Annotated in this window: 18 protein-coding genes; 10 read left to right on the plus strand and 8 right to left on the minus strand. The window is 38.3% G+C overall.

Annotated elements, in window-relative coordinates:
- Positions 1–19: 19 nt before the first annotated feature.
- Positions 20–1234, minus strand: coding sequence for a nitrate/nitrite transporter (locus EHQ52_RS08475; protein WP_135614762.1), 1215 nt, complete (start codon positions 1232–1234; stop codon positions 20–22).
- Between the two features lie 338 nt (positions 1235–1572).
- On the opposite strand from EHQ52_RS08475, the gene EHQ52_RS08480 reads away from it, so the two are divergent.
- Positions 1573–5085: a nitrate reductase gene (locus EHQ52_RS08480; RefSeq protein ID WP_135615691.1), complete on the plus strand. Its 3513-nt coding sequence runs from the start codon at positions 1573–1575 to the stop codon at positions 5083–5085.
- A 31-nt stretch (positions 5086–5116) separates the two neighbouring features.
- On the opposite strand, the gene EHQ52_RS20060 is transcribed toward EHQ52_RS08480, so the two are convergent.
- The 6 genes from EHQ52_RS20060 to EHQ52_RS08505 all read right to left on the minus strand — a co-directional run bounded on the left by EHQ52_RS20060 (position 5117) and on the right by EHQ52_RS08505 (position 10531).
- The gene (locus EHQ52_RS20060; RefSeq protein WP_165780219.1) at positions 5117–5293 is read right to left on the minus strand and encodes a hypothetical protein; all 177 of its coding nucleotides are present in this window, start codon (positions 5291–5293) and stop codon (positions 5117–5119) included.
- Positions 5294–5536: 243 nt separating this feature from the next.
- Positions 5537–5950: a nucleoside-diphosphate kinase gene (locus tag EHQ52_RS08485; protein WP_008593886.1), complete on the minus strand. Its 414-nt coding sequence runs from the start codon at positions 5948–5950 to the stop codon at positions 5537–5539.
- A 13-nt stretch (positions 5951–5963) separates the two neighbouring features.
- Positions 5964–6449 (minus strand): pantetheine-phosphate adenylyltransferase, encoded by a 486-nt coding sequence (gene coaD / locus EHQ52_RS08490; RefSeq protein WP_135614763.1) that lies wholly within the window; start codon positions 6447–6449, stop codon positions 5964–5966.
- Positions 6446–7657: an argininosuccinate synthase gene (locus tag EHQ52_RS08495; RefSeq protein ID WP_135614764.1), complete on the minus strand. Its 1212-nt coding sequence runs from the start codon at positions 7655–7657 to the stop codon at positions 6446–6448. Before EHQ52_RS08495 ends, coaD begins: the two co-directional genes overlap by 4 nt.
- Before the next feature lie 87 nt (positions 7658–7744).
- Positions 7745–9325, minus strand: coding sequence for a DUF2779 domain-containing protein (locus EHQ52_RS08500; RefSeq protein ID WP_135614765.1), 1581 nt, complete (start codon positions 9323–9325; stop codon positions 7745–7747).
- A gap of 48 nt (positions 9326–9373) precedes the next feature.
- A complete protein-coding gene (locus EHQ52_RS08505) occupies positions 9374–10531 on the minus strand; it encodes an ACP S-malonyltransferase (protein WP_135614766.1) in 1158 nt (385 codons plus the stop codon).
- Positions 10532–10806: 275 nt separating this feature from the next.
- On the opposite strand from EHQ52_RS08505, the gene EHQ52_RS08510 reads away from it, so the two are divergent.
- From EHQ52_RS08510 to EHQ52_RS08545, 8 genes are read left to right on the plus strand one after another with little or no spacing between them, the layout of a single operon-like run.
- Positions 10807–11739 (plus strand): ABC transporter ATP-binding protein, encoded by a 933-nt coding sequence (locus EHQ52_RS08510; protein WP_135614767.1) that lies wholly within the window; start codon positions 10807–10809, stop codon positions 11737–11739.
- Between the two features lie 3 nt (positions 11740–11742).
- On the plus strand, positions 11743–12471 hold the full coding sequence (locus EHQ52_RS08515) for an ABC transporter permease (protein WP_135614768.1): 729 nt from the start codon (positions 11743–11745) through the stop codon (positions 12469–12471).
- Positions 12468–14405 (plus strand): motility-associated ABC transporter substrate-binding family protein, encoded by a 1938-nt coding sequence (locus tag EHQ52_RS08520; protein WP_135614769.1) that lies wholly within the window; start codon positions 12468–12470, stop codon positions 14403–14405. The genes EHQ52_RS08515 and EHQ52_RS08520 overlap by 4 nt, the downstream gene beginning before the upstream one ends.
- On the plus strand, positions 14395–15507 hold the full coding sequence (locus EHQ52_RS08525; protein ID WP_135614770.1) for a DUF4340 domain-containing protein: 1113 nt from the start codon (positions 14395–14397) through the stop codon (positions 15505–15507). The genes EHQ52_RS08520 and EHQ52_RS08525 overlap by 11 nt, the downstream gene beginning before the upstream one ends.
- Positions 15507–16136, plus strand: coding sequence for a hypothetical protein (locus EHQ52_RS08530; protein WP_135614771.1), 630 nt, complete (start codon positions 15507–15509; stop codon positions 16134–16136). Before EHQ52_RS08525 ends, EHQ52_RS08530 begins: the two co-directional genes overlap by 1 nt.
- Positions 16133–17533, plus strand: coding sequence for a UDP-N-acetylmuramate--L-alanine ligase (locus EHQ52_RS08535; RefSeq protein ID WP_135614772.1), 1401 nt, complete (start codon positions 16133–16135; stop codon positions 17531–17533). The genes EHQ52_RS08530 and EHQ52_RS08535 overlap by 4 nt, the downstream gene beginning before the upstream one ends.
- Positions 17530–18555 (plus strand): phenylalanine--tRNA ligase subunit alpha, encoded by a 1026-nt coding sequence (gene pheS, locus EHQ52_RS08540; protein ID WP_135614773.1) that lies wholly within the window; start codon positions 17530–17532, stop codon positions 18553–18555. The genes EHQ52_RS08535 and pheS overlap by 4 nt, the downstream gene beginning before the upstream one ends.
- A gap of 1 nt (position 18556) precedes the next feature.
- Complete coding sequence (locus EHQ52_RS08545; protein WP_135614774.1) at positions 18557–18982, plus strand: acyl-CoA thioesterase; 426 nt, start codon at positions 18557–18559, stop codon at positions 18980–18982.
- A gap of 36 nt (positions 18983–19018) precedes the next feature.
- Here the strand turns inward: EHQ52_RS08545 and EHQ52_RS08550 are convergent, their stop codons facing one another.
- Positions 19019–19480, minus strand: a complete 462-nt coding sequence (locus EHQ52_RS08550; RefSeq protein WP_244244825.1) for an SRPBCC domain-containing protein — start codon at positions 19478–19480, stop codon at positions 19019–19021.
- A 134-nt stretch (positions 19481–19614) separates the two neighbouring features.
- Here EHQ52_RS08550 and EHQ52_RS08555 point away from each other — a divergent pair, with 134 nt between their 5' ends.
- Entirely contained in the window at positions 19615–20412 is a 798-nt protein-coding gene (locus EHQ52_RS08555; RefSeq protein WP_135614775.1) for a helix-turn-helix domain-containing protein, read from the plus strand.
- Positions 20413–20422 lie beyond the last annotated feature (10 nt).

Below are 20422 nucleotides of genomic sequence, written 5' to 3' on the forward strand. Positions count from 1 at the left end.
TCCCTTTTAAGGAGCCGGCTTAAGCCGACTCCAATTCTAAGGATTCGTTTTTTCTATTTCTTTCCCAAACATAAGTGTTCATTAAGAACAGAAGGAAGGCAGATAACGCAACCACCACGGATAATACTACGAATCCAACGGAGAAGGTCCCGGAAATCGCTTTCAAACTTCCTAATAGATTCGGAACGAAAAATCCTCCCAAACCACCGAACGCTCCAATAAACCCAGTGATGATCCCGATCTCTTTGCTGAATCTAAGAGGAACGAGTTGGAATACTGAACCATTACCTAAACCTAAGAAGATCATTAAAGTGATGAAGGTAGGAAGTATGATACCTACAGAAGGCAACCAAGATACCGCGATTAGGCAAGAAGCAACTCCAGCGAATACTCCGAGTAGAACTGTTACTCCGCCAAATTTATCAGAAAGATATCCACCGATAGGGCGGACTAAACTTGCACCTAAGATACAATAAGAAGTATAAAATCCTGTGGTGACCTTATCCACACCGTATTGGTCATGGAAGAAGATAGGAAGGAAGCTTGCGATACCTACGAATCCACCAAACGTTACGCTATACAGCAAACAGAAGAATAAAGCATCTCTGGATTTGATTGGTACTAAATATTGTTTTAAAGGCTTTTTAGAAATTGTTCCAGGACAATCTTTTGCAAAGAATAAGAAGAATATGAAAGCAAAAGCTAAAGGAATAAGAGCAATACCGAAAACAGCATGCCATCCAAAATTTCTTGCAAGATCAGGAGCGAAGAATGTAGCGATCACAGATCCGCTGTTTCCAGCGCCTGCAATTCCCATCACTAAGCCTTGGTATTCTTTAGGATACCATCTACTAGCTAAAGGAAGAGCTACTGCAAAGCTTGCTCCTGCAGTTCCTAATAATAATCCAACAAGGATAACTTCAGGAAGAGTATGAGCAAATTTCCAGCCGAGCAATAGAGTGAGCATTGTGACGCCCATTCCACAAAGACCAACGATCTTTGATCCGTAACGATCTGAGAGTAGACCCATTGGGATCCTTAATAATGTTCCTCCTAGTAAAGGAACAGAAACCAACATACCTTTTTGGGCAGGGCCTAATTTGAATTCTTCTGAAATAAAAACGCCTAAAGCGGCAAGCAGCATCCATACCATGAAGCTGAAGTCAAAGTATAGAAAGGAGCTCACGAGCGATGGAAAGTGACCTATGGATAGAAATTCACGAAATTTTTTCATTTAAAGCTCTCCGTTAACGAGCAGAAACGCTCACATAGATCTTATAGCAAAAGTCGTGCCAAGTTTCTGGATGAATTTTTGAAAAAGATTATATTAAGAGTTAATCATATAAAAATTTAGATTAAGCCCTTCTTTTTCGAACACATGATAAAATTCTACTATCGATAGATTTAAGAATAGAGAACAATATTGCTAGAAATTACGCATATATTGTACATGATGCTTAATATAAGTGCGTATAATTTAGATTCGCTGAATTTCTATTCGGATATAATACGAGTTTGGTTGAATCGGTTATAAAATTTATTAATTGGCATGAAAATTGCTATAAATCAGTTGTGAATACAGAAAATGGATTTCGAAGCACCTGTTCTTACTGCGGAGTTGGATGCGGTGTATTGATTCAAAAAGAAAACGAGACCAGTTTTACAGTCCAAGGAGATCCGGATCATCCTGCAAATAAAGGAATGCTCTGCTCCAAAGGGATGAATTTGCACCATACTGTTTTGGATACGAGCGACAGGCTTTTGCATCCAATGGCAAGAAATCCTAAAACGGGAGAATTGCAAAAGACAGACTGGGATTCCGCGCTGGGAGAGATTGCTTCCCGTTTTAAAAATCTGATCAAAGAATATGGACCTGATTCTGTAGGCTTTTATGTTTCCGGACAATTATTGACGGAAGAATATTATGTGGTGAATAAACTCACCAAAGGTTTTTTAAATACAAATAATATAGATACGAACTCCAGACTTTGCATGAGTTCTGCGGTTGTAGGTTATAAAATGTCTTTAGGAGAGGACAGCGTTCCTATCTCTTATGATGATATAGAAATTGCAGATTGTTTTTTGATCGCGGGCGCTAATCCTGCATGGTGCCATCCAATCCTTTTTAGAAGGATAGAAGCTAGAAAAAGTTCAGACCCGAATGTTAAGATCATCGTGGTCGATCCTAGAAAAACAGAAAGTTGTGAGAATGCAGACTTACATCTTCAGATCATACCAGGTACCGATGTATTATTATTTAATGCAATTGCGAGAAGTCTGATAGAGACAAATTCCTTAGATCCTAATTTTATCAATTCGCATACAGAAGGTTTCGAAGATCTAAAAGAAAAAGTTTTTTCTATTAGCATGAAAGAATACGCGGACTCTTGCGGAGTTCCAGAAGAGTCAATTCGAGAAGCAGCAAGTCTGATCTCGAATTCCAAAGGATTTTTAACTCTTTGGGCAATGGGTTTAAACCAAAGTGTGGTTGGAGTAAATAAAAATTTAGCATTAATTAATTTGAATTTGATCACAGGTAAGATAGGTAAACCTGGATCCGGTCCATTCTCCTTAACAGGACAACCAAATGCTATGGGAGGAAGAGAAGTAGGCGGGCTATGTAACCTTCTGCCAGCTCATAGAAATCTTGCAGATGAAAATCATAGAAAGGAAGTCGCAGATTTTTGGGGAGTGGAATCTATTCGGGACAAGCCGGGATATTCAGCAACAGAGATGTTTGAAAATCTCAAAAACGGAAAGATGAAAGCGATTTGGATCGTTTGTACAAATCCCACAGTAAGTCTTCCGGATGCAAGGACAGTAGAGGCCGGACTTAGAAATGCGGAGTTAGTAGTCGTACAAGATATTTCAAATCGTCATGAGTCTATTCCATTTGCTCATTATGTTCTTCCTGCTGCGGGTTGGACAGAGAAACAAGGTACCATGACTAACTCAGATAGGAGAATAACGTATCTACCTAAAATTTTCAATCCTCCTGGAGATGCAAAGGCGGATACTTGGATATTAACAGAGTTTGCGGAGAAGATGGGATTTGGTCCTTCTTTCAATTATAAAAATGAAGAAGAAGTTTTTCTAGAACATTGTCTTCTTACTAAGGGTACAAATTTGGATATTGGAGGTCTGGATTATTCTATCTTACAAAAAAGAAGATCCGTGCAATGGCCTTTCCCTTCCAAAGATCATGAAGGAACTCCAAGATTATTTTCTGACGGAAAGTTTTATCGTCCAGGTGGAAAAGCAAAAATACATTCGGTAGACCCAGAAGATACCTCCGAAAAAACGAACGAGAACTTTCCTTTAATTCTTACCACTGGCAGGATCAGAGACCAATGGCATACAATGACCCGTACTGGAAAGGTAAGAAAACTCAAAGAACATAAAAAAGAACCTTATCTAGAAATCCATCCGATAGATGCAAAAGAAAGAGAGATTATAGAAGCTCAGATCGTAGAAGTTAAAAACGAAAGAGGAAGTGTTAGAGTCAGAGCTACGATCACAGAAAGTATCCGACAAGGTACTGTATTCTTGCCTATGCATTGGGGAAGAAAGAATGGAAACGATGAAGCAAGAGCAAATAATCTTACAAGCTCTAAGTTTGATCCATTCTCCAAACAACCTGGTTTTAAAATTTCAGCAGTAGAAGTTCTTCCATATAAAAAACCTAAGGAAAAAATTCTTATCATAGGTGGAGGAAACGGAACTCTTGCATTCCTCAGAAAGTTCAGAGCCATTTCTCCCGATGATGAGATCACAGTATTATGCAAAGAAGAGCATCCGTTTTATAATAGAATTTTATTGCCTGATCTGATCAGCGGTGATAAACAATTCTCCCAATTATCTGCGGTCAGCGAAGAAGAAATAGAATCCTGGAATATAGAAGTTAAGTCATCTATTTCTGTTTCAGAGATCCTTCCGGAAGGAAAGAAGGTCAGAGATACCCAAGGCAATTTATATTCTTATAATAAACTGATCATTGCTACAGGAAGTAGACCTTCTATCCCTAAATATATTCCAGAAAAGATGTTGGGGATTTTTAGTCTTCGTTCCAAAAACGATGCAGATCGAATCAAAGGTTTTTTCGTTCCGAACACTCATGCATTGATCGTAGGCGGGGGCTTACTCGGTTTAGAACTGGCAGCTGCATTAAGAACCTTGCATGTAAACGTAACTGTTCTTGTAAGAACGGATCGATTGATGTCCAAACAATTGGATGAGATCTCAGGGGAAATTTTAAGAAAAGAAGTAGAAGCAAGAGGAATTCAGATCTTATTCGATACTGAAATTTCTAAAGTGTATGGATCAGAAAGACTAGAAAGTGTTAAGTTCAGAGATGGTTCCAGCATTCGTCCGGATGGAATTGTATTTGCAGTCGGTACAGTGCCGAATTTAGAATTAGCTAAAGATGCAGGGATCAATTGTAAGTCTGGAATATTAGTGAACGACTTCTTACAATCAAGTGATCCGGATATTTACGCGATAGGAGAAGTCGCAGAACATTCTACTGGAATGTATGGAACTGTTGCTGCCACGGAAGAACAGGCCGAGTTTGCAGCATGGCATATGTATGGATATAAGATTGGTTCTTACTCAGGATCTATGCATTCAAATCTTTTGAAGATACCTGGTTTAGAATTAGTATCTTTGAGATTGCCTGATGTTCCAATGGATGAGGCAGGTCCTGAATACGAAGAGATCGTATTCTTTGATAAAAGAAAGGGCCGTTATAAAAAATGTATTATCAAAGGAGATCGTTTGGTAGGAGCGATCTTGGTAGGGGATAAGTCTGAGTTTTCAGAATTTAAGGCGATGATCTCTTCAGGTATCGAGTTAGGAGATAAGAGAGATAGACTTTTAACTGGATCTTCTCCGCTGAAACCTCCAATAGGGGCATTGGTATGTTCTTGTAATGGAGTAGGAAAGGGTAATATAGAAGAAGAGATCCGAAATGGAGTTTGTGATCTTAAAACACTTTCTGAAAAGACAGGGGCGGGGACAGGTTGTGGAAGTTGTAAACCTGAGATAATGAAAATTTTAAGAGAGTCCGGAGCGGTTGCCCCGGTTTAAAGAACTTTCAAAGAATAGGCAAAGGATTAGATTACTCTATATCCAGATCTATATCGGGTTTTTCCGCTATAAAATCATCTTGGGAGTAGATCACTTCCAAAACATCGTCCATCCAATCAGGGGAGCCGTCGAACAAAGTGTCCTTTGTTCTGTATTTTTCTATGATACGGCTATGCTTAATGATCTGCTCTTTGGTCACTGCGTTCATATTATTAGCTTCGGTCGAAACGGTGGTTATATTTCGCCTACGTTGGAAAAATAGAGAAAGATATTTCCAAAAAGTACAAGAAAAATTTGTTATAATCCTGATTTTTTTCTCCGACAAGAACGCCGGTCAAGATGGCTCTTTATATAAAACGAATGTTAGGTTGTTGTATATTAGAAGATAATAATAAAAAACCCGGTGGTCTTTTTAGGGACACCGGGTCTATAAAAGGAAAGATCAGTTCTATTAGAACAGTTCGTTTCCTTTAAAGAAGAAGCTGATCTCTAATGCAGCGTTATCATCTGAGTCAGAGCCGTGCACGGCATTTGCTTCTTTACTTTCTGCAAATAGTGCTCTGATAGTGCCTGCAGCAGCTTCTTTAGGATCTGTAGCTCCAATTACGTCTCTCCAATGTTGAACTGCATTATCTCTTTCTAAAGCAGCTGCAACGATCGGTCCAGAAGACATATAGCTGCAAAGATCGTTATAGAAAGGGCGAGCAGAATGCACTTTATAGAATTGTTTTGCGTCTTCTAGAGAAAGTTTAAGATATTTAAGTCCTAAAATTTTGAATCCTTCTTTTTCGATTCTTTGTAGGATATCGCCGACATGTTTGTTTTTCACTCCGTCGGGTTTGATCATGATAAATGTTCTAGCCATTTTTATTCCTTAGTTACTTGTTGTATAATTTTTTAAGTAATGCTTTGCTAACGTGATCCGGTACTTGAGCGGATACGTCTCTTCCATGCCTTGCTACTTCTTTTACGATTGTAGAAGATACGAAAGAATAGTCGTTTGAGGACATTAGGAAGATTGACTCTACCTCAGGAGCAAGTTTTCTGTTCATTAGAGAAATCGCATATTCATAGTCAAAGTCAGTGACCGCTCTTAGTCCTCTAATGATACTTTTAGCTCCTCTCTTTTTACAATAATCTACTGTTAGTCCTTCGAAAGTGTCTATTTCCAGATTTTCCCAACCTTTGGTTGCTTCTCTGATGAATTCGATTCTTTCTTCGATGGAGAAAAGAAAACTTTTATTGGAGTTTACCGCGACACCTATGATCACTTTATCAAATAGACCTATGGACCTTTGGAGAATGTCCAAATGTCCTCTAGTTAAAGGATCGAAGGAGCCAGGATAAACAGCAATTCTTGTCATTTTTTTCTCAGCCTTGCAGCTTCTTTCGCAGGAAGTCCGTATAGGTTAATAAAACCTTCGGCATCTTTTTGGTTATACAGTTCTTCTTTTTCGAAAGTTGCCATCTCTGGATTATAAAGTGAAACGGAGGATTTTCTTCCTACGATTATGCAATTTCCTTTATATAGTTTTACTTTTACAGTTCCGGTTACGAATCTTTGAGTTTCGGAGATGAATGCTCTGACTGCAGCCATTCTGGAAGAGAACCAATGTCCGTTATAGATTAGCTCAGCAAATTCTGCGGATAATTTATCCTTATGATGCTGCGTATCTCTGTCGATTGTGATGGATTCCAAGTCTCTATGTGCATGGAATAGGATTGTTCCACCTGGAGTTTCATAAACTCCTCTAGATTTAATTCCTACAAGTCTGTTCTCTACGATATCCACTCTTCCAATTCCGTGTTTTCCACCGATCGTATTTAGAGTGTCCACCACTTCGTACGGATCCATTTTTTTGCCGTTCACTGCTACACAATTTCCTTCAACAAAGTCGAGTTCTACGTATTCAGCAGAATCCGGCGCCTTCTCCGGAGAAACAGTAAGAAGGAACATATCCTCATTCGGTTCTCTATAAGGATCTTCTAATATTCCACCTTCGTAAGAAATATGCATTAGGTTCCTGTCCATTGAATATGGTTTGGAAGCAGTTACAGGTACTGGGATACCTTTTGATTTTGCGTATTCTATTAGATCGGCTCTTCCTCCAAAGGACCAGGTCCTCCAAGGAGCTATAATTTCTTTTTCTGGAGCTAATGATTTGAATGCCAACTCGAAACGAACTTGGTCGTTCCCTTTTCCTGTTGCACCGTGAGCGAAAGCATCTGCTCCTTCTTTTTTACCAACTTCTGCCATTGCTTTTGCGATCAATGGACGCGCTAAGGAAGTTCCAAGTAAATATCTCATCTCATAGATCGCATTTCCTTGGATTGCAGGATAGATAAAGTCCCTTGCGAATTCTAAACGAAGATCTTCTATATAAACTTTGGAGGCTCCGGTCTTAATACCTTTTTCTTCCAGGCCTGTGAGCTCTTCTTTTTGGCCCACGTCAGCGGTAAATGCTACCACTTCGCAACCGTAGGTTTCCTTAAGCCAGGTAAGAATTACGGATGTGTCCAATCCGCCTGAATATGCTAATACGATTTTCTTTATGTTCTTTTGAGCCGCCATTCTAAGGATAGGGAAATCGCTGGACCCCTCCCGACAAGTCCGATTTTGGTTGGAATTCCTACATAAGAATCGATCTGGAAGGATTTGTTATAATTTTCCGGGCCAGTTTAACTTCTCCGCTAAAGCCCTAAGGATCAGGATCAAAGCATAGGTATCCATCTTACAATAAGCGATCAGGTCGGACTCGACACTTCTTCTTTCCTGATCCGAAACATTCTCAGTTTTGATCCTTAAAAATTCGGAGTTAGCGATATGACCCGCGTTGATCGTAAGTTCTTTGTAATTTGCTCCAGTAAGAACAGGAAGGACAACCTTTAAAGAAGTGGTTCCCTCTTGGGCAGGATGATAATAATCGTAATCCCAAAATGGTTTTGCTAGATCCAAAAAATCAGGCTCTATGGATTGAAACCACTCTTTATATTTTGGATAAGCTTGGACTGATTCTTTCAAACAACGTTTTTCGAAACTATCATTGAAAGCAAGAATGGTCCCTCCCGGTTTAATTTGAGAAGAAAGTGATTCCAAGATCCCAAGCCTTGGATCTTTTTCATGATCATCTATATAAGTATATTCTTCCGGTTTTTCTTTTAGATCTTTTCGGATTACATGCAAAGAATATAAAAAAGGCACATGTTGGAATGGATGTGTATCCTTATAAACAGGAACAGGCGGATTGATCGTTTCGAAATCCAAACAATATAAAGGAAACTTTAACTTATTTAGAAAAGCCAGAAGTGAATCTGTATCTAAATATTCTTTTCCAGTCTTTATAGCTTCTACTTGGATCTTTTGGCGATGAGTGAATTCAGAATCTGGTTCTACTTCAGATAGGTTTCGGATCCCTTGGTTCCAAAGAGTAAGAGTGAGATCTTTTCCTTCTCTTAAAGTAAATAGATCTCCTGGAGGAGAATCTGAATAACAAGATTCTGGATGTATACAATTTCTGGGATGATCACAATGTTTGGAAGAAGTGATAGAAGGAATTTTATCTTTTTCTAATACTTCTAGAAGCTGATAAGCTTTTTCTTTGATCCCTTCTATATTCGCCAGAGTTTCCTTGCTACAATCCTTTTTATGAAATAATCGATTCGGATCTATTTCTGCACCGGTATAAGAATATTCAGAACTTATTGTCCATACTTGGGTAGAGCTTACCTTATATCCTGCTTCTTCCAAAACCATTCTAATAAAAGAAAGTTCAGAGATATGTGTCCTTTTAGCGGAGGAAGACGCCTTGATGATAATTACCTGCCAACCTTCTTCATTAGGAATTAGAAAGTCTGCTCTTGTATCAAAAAATTTTGTTCTGACACAAGCACCTTTGACAGGTTGTTTTGAATCTAGATAAGATCTGGTTTTTGAATCCTTATATCCTGCATGTTTTGCGTCTGGAAAAAGACTGCCTGCAATATCTTTGAGTAAGGCTTTTTGTTTTGGGGAAATGAACTGATTGGAAATGTCGAATTCATGATTCGGCTCTTTTAGAAATTTCCAAAATTGTAATTCACAGTACTGTCCTGTTTGAAAAGCGGATCTTCCTAAAAGGGGAAGTTCCTTTTCTCTGTAAGGAGCCAGAACATCGAATAGAAGTTTTCGTCTGAGTGTTTCTGGAAAGAGAAAAGACAACCGCCGAATAGAGGTTCTTAGTAATTTAGGAACCGAATCCATGGCGGAGTCTTTTCTTGTCCGAAGGGAGAATTCCCTAGATCGGAAAGTTTAAGCCAAAAGTACCTTAATGTCTTTCGGGCTGGATGCGCTGTAAATTTTGTTCTCAGAAGTTCCCAAGTTTGCTTGGGTTAATTTTTGAGAAACAACGCTAGGTCCAAAATCGATACCAACTAACTTAGGAGTTTTAACGAAAGTAGTGGTTGCTTTATCCCAATAAAGAGCTTTGATCAGAACTTCTTTGAATAGAGGTAAGCTGATATCTGCTTCGTTTTGGTAATTTCTTCCATCAAAGATAGAATAAACTGGGATCTTTAGATCAGAACCTTTATAACTGAAACCAATTCTTTCCATATCTTTTGGAACAGTTTTTTCAGACTCGTCCATGATAGGGCAATGGAAAGGTGCAGTTGTTCTTAAGTAGACGAATTTTACCTTTTTCTCATCCATCTCCGCTTTAAACTTTTTGCGGAAAGCAAGAAGAGCTTCTGGATTTCCAGAAACGATATTTGAATCAGGAGTATTAAATAGAGAAACGTAAATCGCTTTAGTTCCGCTGAGTCCGAGTTCTGCGTTTGTCTGTTGAACTCTTTCAGAAAGTTCAGCCGCGCTATAGCCGATAACTGCAACCATTGGAGCAGGTTGTTTGTCTCCGATCTCTTCGTTTCCTTTTAGGACTTCTTCAGAAGGATTAAAAATTCCGTAAAGTTCCTGAGCTCTATATCCAAGATATAGAACGAATTTCAAAAATTTAACGTATTCTTTATAGAAGTCAGCGCCTTCTTTTCCTAAAGCGATCAATACTGCAGGAATGATCCCTTGGCTATGACCAGTTGCTCCCGCAGCGTTTGCGATAAGTTCAGAAGTAGCGAAACCTTTATTAACTAAAGAGACGTAATTTGCTGTTTGTGTGAGGAAGATACCTACGATGGAAACCGTAGCGCTGCAGAGATAATTTTCATCTGGAGCAGATTCTGGATTTTTGATCCAAGATTCGAAATCATATCCTTGAGAGATGATGTCTTTTCTTAAGCTAGGAACTTCTTCCGCTAGAGCTTTGAAAGCTGTATCAAACAATTCTTTTAAAGAAGGATCTGTTTCGTAAAGTTTGGAAAGTTCCTTCAACCAAGGAGAACCTTGGCCCCCAAATTGCAAAAATAGTTTATTGCCTTGAGCTTTTGCTTCGTTCAAAAAGTTTGCTACTGCCATACAATGCCTTTTATAAGTCGTTAGAAGATGCTTTTCTTTCCAGCCTTGGGTTCGCAATTCTTTTTTAAAGAGCTTTTTCGTCCTGAATAGCGTTCGTAAAGAACGACCGTTCCATTATACATCTGTTTATTCCCATGAAATCTCTCAAAACCTTGCGGTTCGGTCTTTCTCCGGGAAAATGATTGACCTAGTCGGGTCCGCATGAGGTTATCTTTCCGAAACCCTTCTAATTAGAAATATCTTCCAATCTCCGGTGGACCCGGACAGAAAACAATATGATAAAAGTAAGGAACCTTTCCAAATTTTACGGAGAGAAATTAGCCATTGATCGTCTGAATTTCGAACTCAAAGAGGGAGAAATTGTAGGCTTACTTGGCCTTAATGGTGCAGGAAAAACAACCACGATCCGGATACTCACTGGTTACCTAATGGCAACTGATGGATTATGCGAGTTCAACGGACTGAACACATTCGAACATCCAATCGATGTAAAGAAGAAGATCGGTTATCTTCCGGAGACCCCTCCTTTGTATCCTGAATTAACTGTGAGTGAATATCTGACTTTCGCAGCTAGGATTAAACAGATCTCAGAAGAAGATGTTCCTTTGGAACTGAATCGAGTTTTAGGTCTTACTGATCTTACTCAAGTAAAAGACAAAGTAATAGAAACTCTTTCTCTAGGATTCAGAAAGAGAGTTGGGATTGCTCAGGCTATTTTAGGAAATCCTGAAATTATCATCATGGACGAACCTATTTCAGGTCTGGACCCAAAACAAATAGTAGAAATACGTAATCTAATTCATGGTTTGAAAGAAAAACATACAATTCTTCTTTCGAGTCATATCCTTCCTGAAGTTTACAAAACATGTAATAGATTCCTTTTCTTACATAAGGGAAGATTGGTATACCAATGTGATCGCCAGGAATTAGAAAGAGAGATGGAAAATCTTTCTGGTCTCGAAGTGACTTTATCCGGAAAATCCAGATCGGAAACTGAATCCTATTTAAGCGGTGTTGCGAGCAAGTCTGGTGCAACATTCAAATTCGTAGGAGAAGATTCAGTAGGTTCTACTTTCTTGATCAACACTTCTTCCGAAAGGAAGTTTAAAGAAGAATTATATTCCGGAATTTCTTCTTCCGGTATCCTGCCTGAATTTATTCGTAAGCAGGATGTGACCTTAGAACAAATCTTTATGAACAAGGTTTAATTCATGTTTCGAAATATTAAATGGATCTTCTGGAAAGAAGTCAGGGTTTTTTTTGGTACCTATTTGGCTCCTTTGGTTTTAGGCGGAACTGCGTTCTTAAATTCATTATTCGTATTGATCCTGAATTTTAACTCAGGAACAAATTATACTGAAACCACAATCATCACCTTCATCTCTTTTATGAGCACAATGTTGATCGCTATGTTGATCGTTGCAATGGGCTCTATCACTGAAGAAAAAAACAGAGGAACGTTGGAGTTCCTATTTACTTCACCGATCTCAGATATGGAGATTGTAGTAGGTAAGTTTTTATTCGGAACATTTGTGTGCGCGATTATCTCTATCGCAGTGGATGGACTCTTTCCTCTATTCCTTTATTTCTTCTGGAAAGCTCCTTTATACATAGTTGCTTCCGGAACTATTGGAGTGTTTTTACTCGGGTTATTCACTTTTGCAGTAGGCTTGTTCGGATCCAGTTTGGGAAAAAATCAAATGATCTCTCTTTTGATCTCAATCGCGATCTTGTTAACTCTATGGGTAATCGGATACTTCTCCCATTTATTCGATGCTGCTACTCGAAGTGTTTTGTTCCACTTGCATATATTCACTCACTTTATTAGTTTTTCGAAAGGAGTGCTCCCTTTGAGCAGTACTGTTTTCTTTATCAGCGGAACGATCTTTTTTTTGTATCTGACCGTAAAAGTTTTGGAATCTAGGAGATGGAGAGGATGAAATCAAATCTAATTTCCAGAATTCTTTCCTGGGCATCTATTGTATTTTTACTACTCTTCTTTCCTGTTTATGAATCTTTTTCGAGCGCAGGGCTAAGATGGGCGACTTCAATTATCGTTCTTTCTGTAATTGCTGGATCCGGATTTTTATCTTATATAGGTTCCAAAAAAGAAGATAAAGAAATCAACTTACTCATTTCTTCCGGACTCGGGATTATATCTCTGGGGATTTATTTCCTTAGAGTTTATCTAGAAGATCTTTCTTTGCAAAAAGGCGGGACCGCTCCTGTTTGGATCTCGAACTTCAGAGAATTCCTTTTAGTCTTCTTAGTTCTTTTTGTATTAGGAAGTGTATTCTTAGGAATATTGAGAGAATGGGAAAGAAGTTCTTTTGAGAACCAATCCAGTCTTAAAGGAAGAAAACAAAGCCTTGTTCGGGACTTTTTCCTTGGAACAGGGATACTTCTTCTTATTTTAATATTAGCAAATTATATTTCCGTAATGAGAAATCATAATTTCGATCTAAGCTCCAAGGGAGTTCATTCCTTCTCCATCGAAGCTAAAAAGATCTTAAAAGAAATTCCAGAAGGGGCGGAAGTAGACGTAATTGCCTTCTATCCACGCCCTCTGGATAGCACTGCAAGAAATGCGGATGGAAGTTCTTCTCTCGCTCTCAAAAGGATCCGTCCAGATCTTGAAATTTTCCTTAGCCAGATGATTTCTATTCATCCTGGATTCAAAGTAAAGTTTATCAACGCAGATGTTGAATTGGACGAGGTCGCAGAATTTGGACAAGTCTCTAATGGTAATATTTTGATACGTTATCGTAAAGCTGGTGCAATAGCGGGGCCGTATCCTGAGCAAAAGGTCGGAGTAAAAGACAAATCTGAATTAGAAGATTTGGAAAGAAGATTGGTCCAGGCTTTTATGAATGTTACCACTAAAGAAAGAAAGGTTTATTTCACAGAAGCGAATGGAGAAAGATATTCTCAAACATTCCAAAATCTTCCGAACGAAAAATTGGTCCGTTTTACAGACGCATTATCCTTTTTGAATTTTAAATCTACTGGGATTGGTTTCCAAAACAATTGGCCTTCTAAGATCCCGGACGATGCAGAATTTTTAGTCATCGCTGGACCTACTGTTCCATTCTCCCCTGAAGCAAGAGCTTCTATCTTAGATTTTGTTTTTAAGAAGAAGGGAAAACTTTTCATTACGATTGAACAAAGAGGCGGAGAAAGCTTCGATTGGCTCTTAGAAGCAGCTGGATATTCTTTCTCAAAAGGAAATCTTTCCCAAAGCCCAGGTAGGGCCCCTGGCTTGATCCTTACAAAAGCATTTAGAGATCATGCGATCGAAGAGTCACTTTCTAAAAAAGATACAGGTATCGTATTTCCTTACGGTGGATATTTCGAGCAGAAACCTTCTTCAAATCCTGCTGATGCAAAGTTAGATGCTTCTATTCTTTTAGAAACTGGCGGAGATGTTTATATAGATAAGAATGGAAATGGAAAACAAGAGAAGGAAGAAGAGAAAAAAAATCTTCCGATCGCTTTGGTATTAAAAACCAAATCGGCTGCTCCTGTCATTCCGCCTGCAGATCCGAATTCACCTCCTACTACCTTGCCTGAAACAAAATCAGAAGATGAAGGAAGGATCGTGATCTATTCAGGAACTTCTTGGATCACGAACCAATATATTCCATATGAAGCGAACTACGAATTAGCTGGAGCCTCCGTAACTTGGATGTACCAAGACATTAGTCTCCCCGCAATCGCTCCTAAAAAAGAAGAGATTGAGACCGTTTCTTTAACAGACGGACAGAAAAGAGCAGTTTGGATCTTGGGAATGTTCTTATTCCCTGGACTCATTGCTGGTCTTGGCTCTATCTATGTGATCAAACGCAAAAAGGCCGGACAGAAAGATGCGAAATAAACTCTATCTTCTCGGTGCAGTAGTTGTTTTACTATTTCTGGCCTTCTTCTTATTAGAAAAAACTAAAGAAGATGTAACAGAGATTGAATACTGGAAACTTTCTTTAGATCGTATCGAATACTATCCTCCCAGCGAACAATGGGTAGAAAGAACCGGAGATAAATTTTATTCTAAGCCCTTTACAATCTACGTGAAAGAAGGGATCAAGAAAGGAGAAAAATTTTTCACAGTATTAAACAAAGATACTGAAACCGGAAAAGATATAGAGTACGAAGGCGGTTATAATTCTGAAAACACAGTCAGAGATTTCGGGACTTTTAGAGTAAAAGGAACGGAAGAAATTATAGAAGGAATTCAAATTAAAGAATCCTTACAGCTCGGAGAAGATTCTCCTAAGTTAGTTTTCTATTCCGGTAATACTGTTAAAACTCTTAGGATCGGAAAAAAACATTCTTTAGGTTCTACCAGAGTGATCTTGCACGAAGGACAGATCCGTAATATTCTAACCTCTTCTTCCTATCTATTTGATAGATTCCAAAAAGGTCCTCAAGACTTCCGTCAGAAAAGTCTCCTGACATTGAATAAGGAATATGTAAAAGAAATTTCTTATATAGATGAGAATGGGACTTCTATCCGTATCGATAATACTCCGTACGAATCCAATAGCACCAAAAAGAATTTTTGGCGCAGACTTTCAGGAGAGATTATCTTATTAGAACCAAAGTTTGGAGAAGATCTATATAGATTCATGACAGGCTTAAAGGTAGATACTTTTCCAGATGATGAGAATGGTGCTGGTTTTGGTATAGGAAATATTTTAGCTCCTGGTGCGGAGAAGTCTGAATTTTCTTTAGCGAGCGTGAAAGTTTTGATTTCCGACGGGAACGAGATCGTATACCGTTTTCATAAGGAAACAACTATAGGGGATAAAAAATTAACTCCTGTTATCCGAATTATGAATTCTAATTTTAAAGAACCTCCGGTTTATGTAATAGCGAATGCATTTACTCAAATCCAAGCAGCGGCAAAAACAATTAAAGATGCAAAGGCGATTGTAAAACCTGCTAAGGATAAACCAAGAAATACTTCTCGGAAAAAATAATGTTTTTGATCACTTCGAACTCAGAACTCACTGAAGTAGAAAAGTCCAAACTTTCACTCTTAGAGAAAATTTTCAAAGCTCCTACGGAAGCCTTTGATCTGTATCTTAGAAATGCTTCATTAGGCAGAAAAGAATTATTAAGATTACATTATGCGCTATGGGTGCTTGCTCCAATTTCTAAGATTGCAGGTAACCTGATTAAAATTATTTTAGATTTGGTCTTTGGAGATGAGGTGGATTTTAATCCATTCTCCGGGGTGATCACATCTCTTATCATCTATCCTGTTTTACTTTTGGTAGTTTCACAGTATGATGTTGTCCGAGTTTTTTATAGAAAAGTAGATCGCACAAAAGGGGAAAATTATCCCGCAGCGGATGTTCTGACTCTGGCATTTTTAGCATTCTCTGCTTCTTCTGTATTTTGGATCTTACCAGGCCCGATCAATTTAGGACTGATAGGAATTGCATTTTTGTATTCTGTCTATCTTTCTTATATTGGAATGAAACGAGTCAGTGGTCTATACTCTAAAGAAATTCTAATATTTTTTCTTTTCGGAAGTGCATATCTTTTAAGTATTTCTTTAGTCTTTGTATTCATCTATAATATCATTAGGACATTATTAAATTGAAAATCCATCTAATAGGGATAGGCGGGATCGCAATGGGAAACCTGGCTTCTATGTTAAGAAGTTTAGGTCATGAAGTTTCCGGCTCTGATGCTGGAGTATATCCTCCAATGTCTGATAAATTGAAAGAGTGGGGGATCCCTTACTCAGAAGGATTTGATGCAGAAAGAGTTAAAGGCAAAGATCTAATTGTAGTCGGAAACGCTATCTCCAGAGGAAATCCAGAGGTAGAAGAAGTCCTAAATTCAGGATTGGAATATGTTTCCATGTCCGCTGCTTTAGAAAAATACATTCTCGCAGGAAAAAAAGTCGTTGTTGTCGCAGGAACTCATGGAAAAACCACGACCACATTCTTAATACATCACTTACTGAAAGAGACTGGATTGAATCCAGGATTATTCGTGGGAGGAATTCGGAAGGACGGATTTCCCGGTTTCGAATTTACAAACGGAAATTATTTCGTAATCGAAGGAGATGAATACGATACTGCATTCTTCGACAAAGCATCTAAGTTTTTACATTATAGACCTACGTATGCAGTATTGAATGCATTAGATTTTGATCATGCAGATATTTTTAAGGATATTGGCGAGATCGAAACAATGTTCTCCAGATTGCTCAGGCTTGTGCCTGGGAATGGAAAAGTGTATTACTGGGCAGGCGCTTCTAATCTAAAAAGGATTTGTGGAGAAGTTTCCAAATTTATAAAATCAGAAGCATTCGAATTTAACAAAAAGGATTCAATTCTCACTTGGAAGAAAGGAGAATTATACTCTGGAGAAAGACTTCTCCGCCCAGGATTTTTCGGAAATCATAATTATAGAAACGCAGAAGTTGCTCTCAGAGTCTGCGAAGAAATATTAAAAAAAGAGAATGTTCCTAAGGCTAAAGAAAAACTTTTGGATGCCTTGGAATCCTTCCCTGGTGTAAAACGAAGGCAAGAGATATTATTCGACTCTACGAAAAGTATCCTGATCGAGGATTTTGCCCATCATCCTGTTGCGGTAGAAGAGACTATCCGCTCAGTTAAGCAGAGATTTCCAGGTTTTAAAATTATCAGCTTATTCGAACCAAGAAGTGCCACTTCTCACCGAAACATTTTCCAAAAGGAATACTCTTTTGCGTTTAAGGGTTCGGCTGTGACCATGATTACCGAAATTTATAATCTGAAAAAAGTCTCTAAAGATAGCCGTTTGGACGTGAAAAAGCTGATCCTGAAACTTCCAAAACATTCTGGTACCCTTCCATTTTACTGCAAGGATCCTAAGGATCTGGTCCAGAAAGTTCGGAAAATCCTTCCCCAATTCGAGAAGGATAAAATCCTGATCCTAGCCATGTCCAATGGGGCTTTCGGCGGAATTTATCCTTCATTGAAGGAATTGGTCGGATCTAGAAAATGAATCTATCGGAAGAATTAGACAAAATTTTTGAAGAAGCAAATCGTTTGATCGGAACTTCCGTCGATGAAGCGGATCTAGACAAAAATAAGAACGAGTATCTGGGCAAAAAAGGTAAACTTACCTCAGTACTTAAGAACCTTGCTTCTCTTTCTATCGAAGAAAAGAAAACTGTAGGCCAAAAAGCAAATGATCTTTCTAAAAGTTTAGAAGATATCGTTTCCAAGACCAGAGAAAATCTAAAGACCAAAGGTTTTAAAGAACAATCCGAAAAAGAATGGTTCGATGTTCTTCGTCCTTTGGGAGAAACTGAGCCAGGTACATTACATCCTATTACAAAAATACAATATGAGATCGAAGACATTTTCACTTCGATGGGTTTTGAGATCTGGGATGGACCAGAAGTAGAAACTGATTTTAATAATTTCGGTGCCTTAAATTTTACAGACGATCACCCTGCTAGAGATATGCAGGATACTTTCTATTTAGAAAACGGAAACCTTCTCCGCACACATACATCCGCGATCCAAGTTCGTGCATTAAGAAAATTGAAACCTCCTTTCAAGATCATTGGACCTGGCCGCGTATTCCGTTATGAAGAAGTGGACGCTTCTCACGAAACTTCTTTCTATCAAATTGAAGGTATGGTTGTAGGGAAAGATATCTCCGCAGGAAATATGCTCTACACGATGGAAGTCCTACTTTCCAAAGTTTTTGAGAAGGAAGTAAAAACCAGACTTAGACCTGGATTTTTCCCATTCGTAGAACCAGCATTCGAGTTGGATATCAACTGTCAGGTTTGCGGAGGAAGCGGTTGTTCCGTATGTAAACAATCCGGTTGGTTGGAACTAATGCCTTGTGGTTTGGTTCACCCGAACGTTTTCAAACTGAATGGTTTAGATCCTAAAGAATGGACTGGATTTGCATTCGGACTTGGACTTGATAGATTGGTAATGATGAAATACGGAATACATGATATCCGTTATTTGCATTCAGGCAATCTAAGATTCTTAAAACAATTCTAATATGATTATCACTCCGATCCAGACCAGATGGAACGATTTGGATCCCTTCGCTCATGTAAATAATGCGAGATATATGTCCTATTTTGAAATAGGAAGAGTGGATTATTGCTCCAAAAAGTTTAATACAAAAGATATTTATGATGTTCCGTTCTTACTTGCGAGAATGGAAGTCGATATGTTCAAAGCTGTCGAACTATTTCACCCGATAGAAGTTTGGACCTGTGTTTCTAAAATAGGAAATAAATCTTGGGATTTTACATCTTTGATCCGCCATAGTGAGACCAAGGATATTTTTACTAAGGCAAAAACAGTCCAAGTATCTTATGATCATAGGAACAAAACTTCAATTCCGATCCCAGATTGGATCCGTAAAATTTTGGAAGAGGACTTGGAGATATTCAAATCCAACTTCGATAAAGCGGATTGAATTCTCCATTTATAATCCTTTCTCAAACTTAGATTATCAATCTTCTCCCATGGGAAGCTCCAAAGGTTTTCCTGTTTCTGCTAAACTTTTAATAGAAGATAAAACTCTCGCCCATCCTCCATCTGCAGAACGCTCATAAGAAGGATCTCCTTCTTTGATTTGATCGTTCACTAATTTCAATCTGGTCAATTTACCATAAGGTTCCAAAGTATAAACTGTTCTGGATTCAAAGTTTTTATAATGTTCTCCATATACAGAACCTACTAAGAGAGTCATAGATAGAATTTTATTCGGAACAATTTCTAAAATTTTTCCTTCTACATGAACTGTTTTATCTCCTGAAAGTCCGGGACCAACGTATGCGTAATTACTTCCTGTTTTGAAATCAGATTCGATTCCACATCCATGGAAAATTTTGCTACTTTCTTCTTTAGAAACTAAAATATTCCAAACTAGTTCCGGTTTAGCTGCTATATAAATTTCAGATTTGATTTCCATATTGTCTCCCAAGTTCGATCCGTTTGATCTTCTTCTCAATTTGTAGGAAGAAGAATAGCAGAGCACTAAACAAAAAGATTGTAAAAACGCGACAAACGAGGAGAATTTGGAAGAAATAAATCCAGGGTCGCATCTTGAAAACAGACTTAAACAAACCTAGAGGGATCATCAAATCCATTGCAGGAGAGAATTGGAGTTTAACCAGAAGTGCTCCATCTCATGGTTTAAGTTTTTTCGTAGAACATTATTGGTCTGTTCGATGGGACATGAGAGAAGCAGGAGCAATGGTACAAGAAAACCTTCCTCATCCTTCTGTTCATTTGGTTTTTGAAAAAGAGAATACCAAAATTTTTGGAGTGGTTAGCGGAAGATTCGCGCAAAGGTTAGAAGGAGAAGGTCGTGTATTCGGGATCAAATTTAAGCCCGGCGCATTCTACCCGTTTTATAAACGATCAGTTTCTGAAATCACTGATAAAACAATTCTAATCGAGAAAGTTTTTGGAACTCCAACAGAACCTTTAGAAAGAGAAGTATTTGAATTAGAGTCTGAATCTGATCTCGTTCAATTTGCAGAAAACTTTTTATATAAAAGACTTCCCGAGGAAGACGAAACGATTACTTGGATCAACGAGTTAACCGAAAAAGTTTCTAACGATAGATCTATCTTGAAAGTAGAAGATATGGTCAAACTTTCTGGAATGAATAAACGATCTTTGCAAAGAATATTTAATCAATACGTTGGAGTCAGTCCTAAATGGGTAATCAATCGTTATCGAATGTTCGAGATCTTAGATAGGATTACCAAAGACACTGATTGGGTCGAGTTAGCATTGGAGCTCGGGTATTTTGACCAGGCACATTTTATAAAAGATTTCAAAAGAATGGTGGGTAAAAGTCCGGAAGAATATTCCAAAAGTATTCCTGAATCTTAAGTTGATCTGT

It is taken from the genome of Leptospira koniambonensis (genome assembly GCF_004769555.1).
In the GTDB taxonomy this organism is placed as follows: Bacteria; Spirochaetota; Leptospiria; order Leptospirales; family Leptospiraceae; genus Leptospira_B; species Leptospira_B koniambonensis.

Bases quoted from the DNA above. Each gene is read 5' to 3' on its own strand.
- EHQ52_RS08495 (WP_135614764.1), bottom strand. From the start codon at position 7,657: ATGGCGGCTCAAAAGAACATAAAGAAAATCGTATTAGCATATTCAGGC.
- EHQ52_RS08550 (WP_244244825.1), bottom strand. From the start codon at position 19,480: ATGGAAATCAAATCTGAAATTTATATAGCAGCTAAACCGGAACTAGTT.
- coaD (WP_135614763.1), bottom strand. From the start codon at position 6,449: ATGACAAGAATTGCTGTTTATCCTGGCTCCTTCGATCCTTTAACTAGA.
- EHQ52_RS20060 (WP_165780219.1), bottom strand. From the start codon at position 5,293: ATGAACGCAGTGACCAAAGAGCAGATCATTAAGCATAGCCGTATCATA.
- EHQ52_RS08520 (WP_135614769.1), top strand. From the start codon at position 12,468: ATGAAATCAAATCTAATTTCCAGAATTCTTTCCTGGGCATCTATTGTA.
- EHQ52_RS08505 (WP_135614766.1), bottom strand. From the start codon at position 10,531: ATGGCAGTAGCAAACTTTTTGAACGAAGCAAAAGCTCAAGGCAATAAA.
- EHQ52_RS08545 (WP_135614774.1), top strand. From the start codon at position 18,557: ATGATTATCACTCCGATCCAGACCAGATGGAACGATTTGGATCCCTTC.
- EHQ52_RS08515 (WP_135614768.1), top strand. From the start codon at position 11,743: ATGTTTCGAAATATTAAATGGATCTTCTGGAAAGAAGTCAGGGTTTTT.
- pheS (WP_135614773.1), top strand. From the start codon at position 17,530: ATGAATCTATCGGAAGAATTAGACAAAATTTTTGAAGAAGCAAATCGT.
- EHQ52_RS08475 (WP_135614762.1), bottom strand. From the start codon at position 1,234: ATGAAAAAATTTCGTGAATTTCTATCCATAGGTCACTTTCCATCGCTC.
- EHQ52_RS08500 (WP_135614765.1), bottom strand. From the start codon at position 9,325: ATGGATTCGGTTCCTAAATTACTAAGAACCTCTATTCGGCGGTTGTCT.
- EHQ52_RS08530 (WP_135614771.1), top strand. From the start codon at position 15,507: ATGTTTTTGATCACTTCGAACTCAGAACTCACTGAAGTAGAAAAGTCC.
- EHQ52_RS08485 (WP_008593886.1), bottom strand. From the start codon at position 5,950: ATGGCTAGAACATTTATCATGATCAAACCCGACGGAGTGAAAAACAAA.
- EHQ52_RS08525 (WP_135614770.1), top strand. From the start codon at position 14,395: ATGCGAAATAAACTCTATCTTCTCGGTGCAGTAGTTGTTTTACTATTT.
- EHQ52_RS08510 (WP_135614767.1), top strand. From the start codon at position 10,807: ATGATAAAAGTAAGGAACCTTTCCAAATTTTACGGAGAGAAATTAGCC.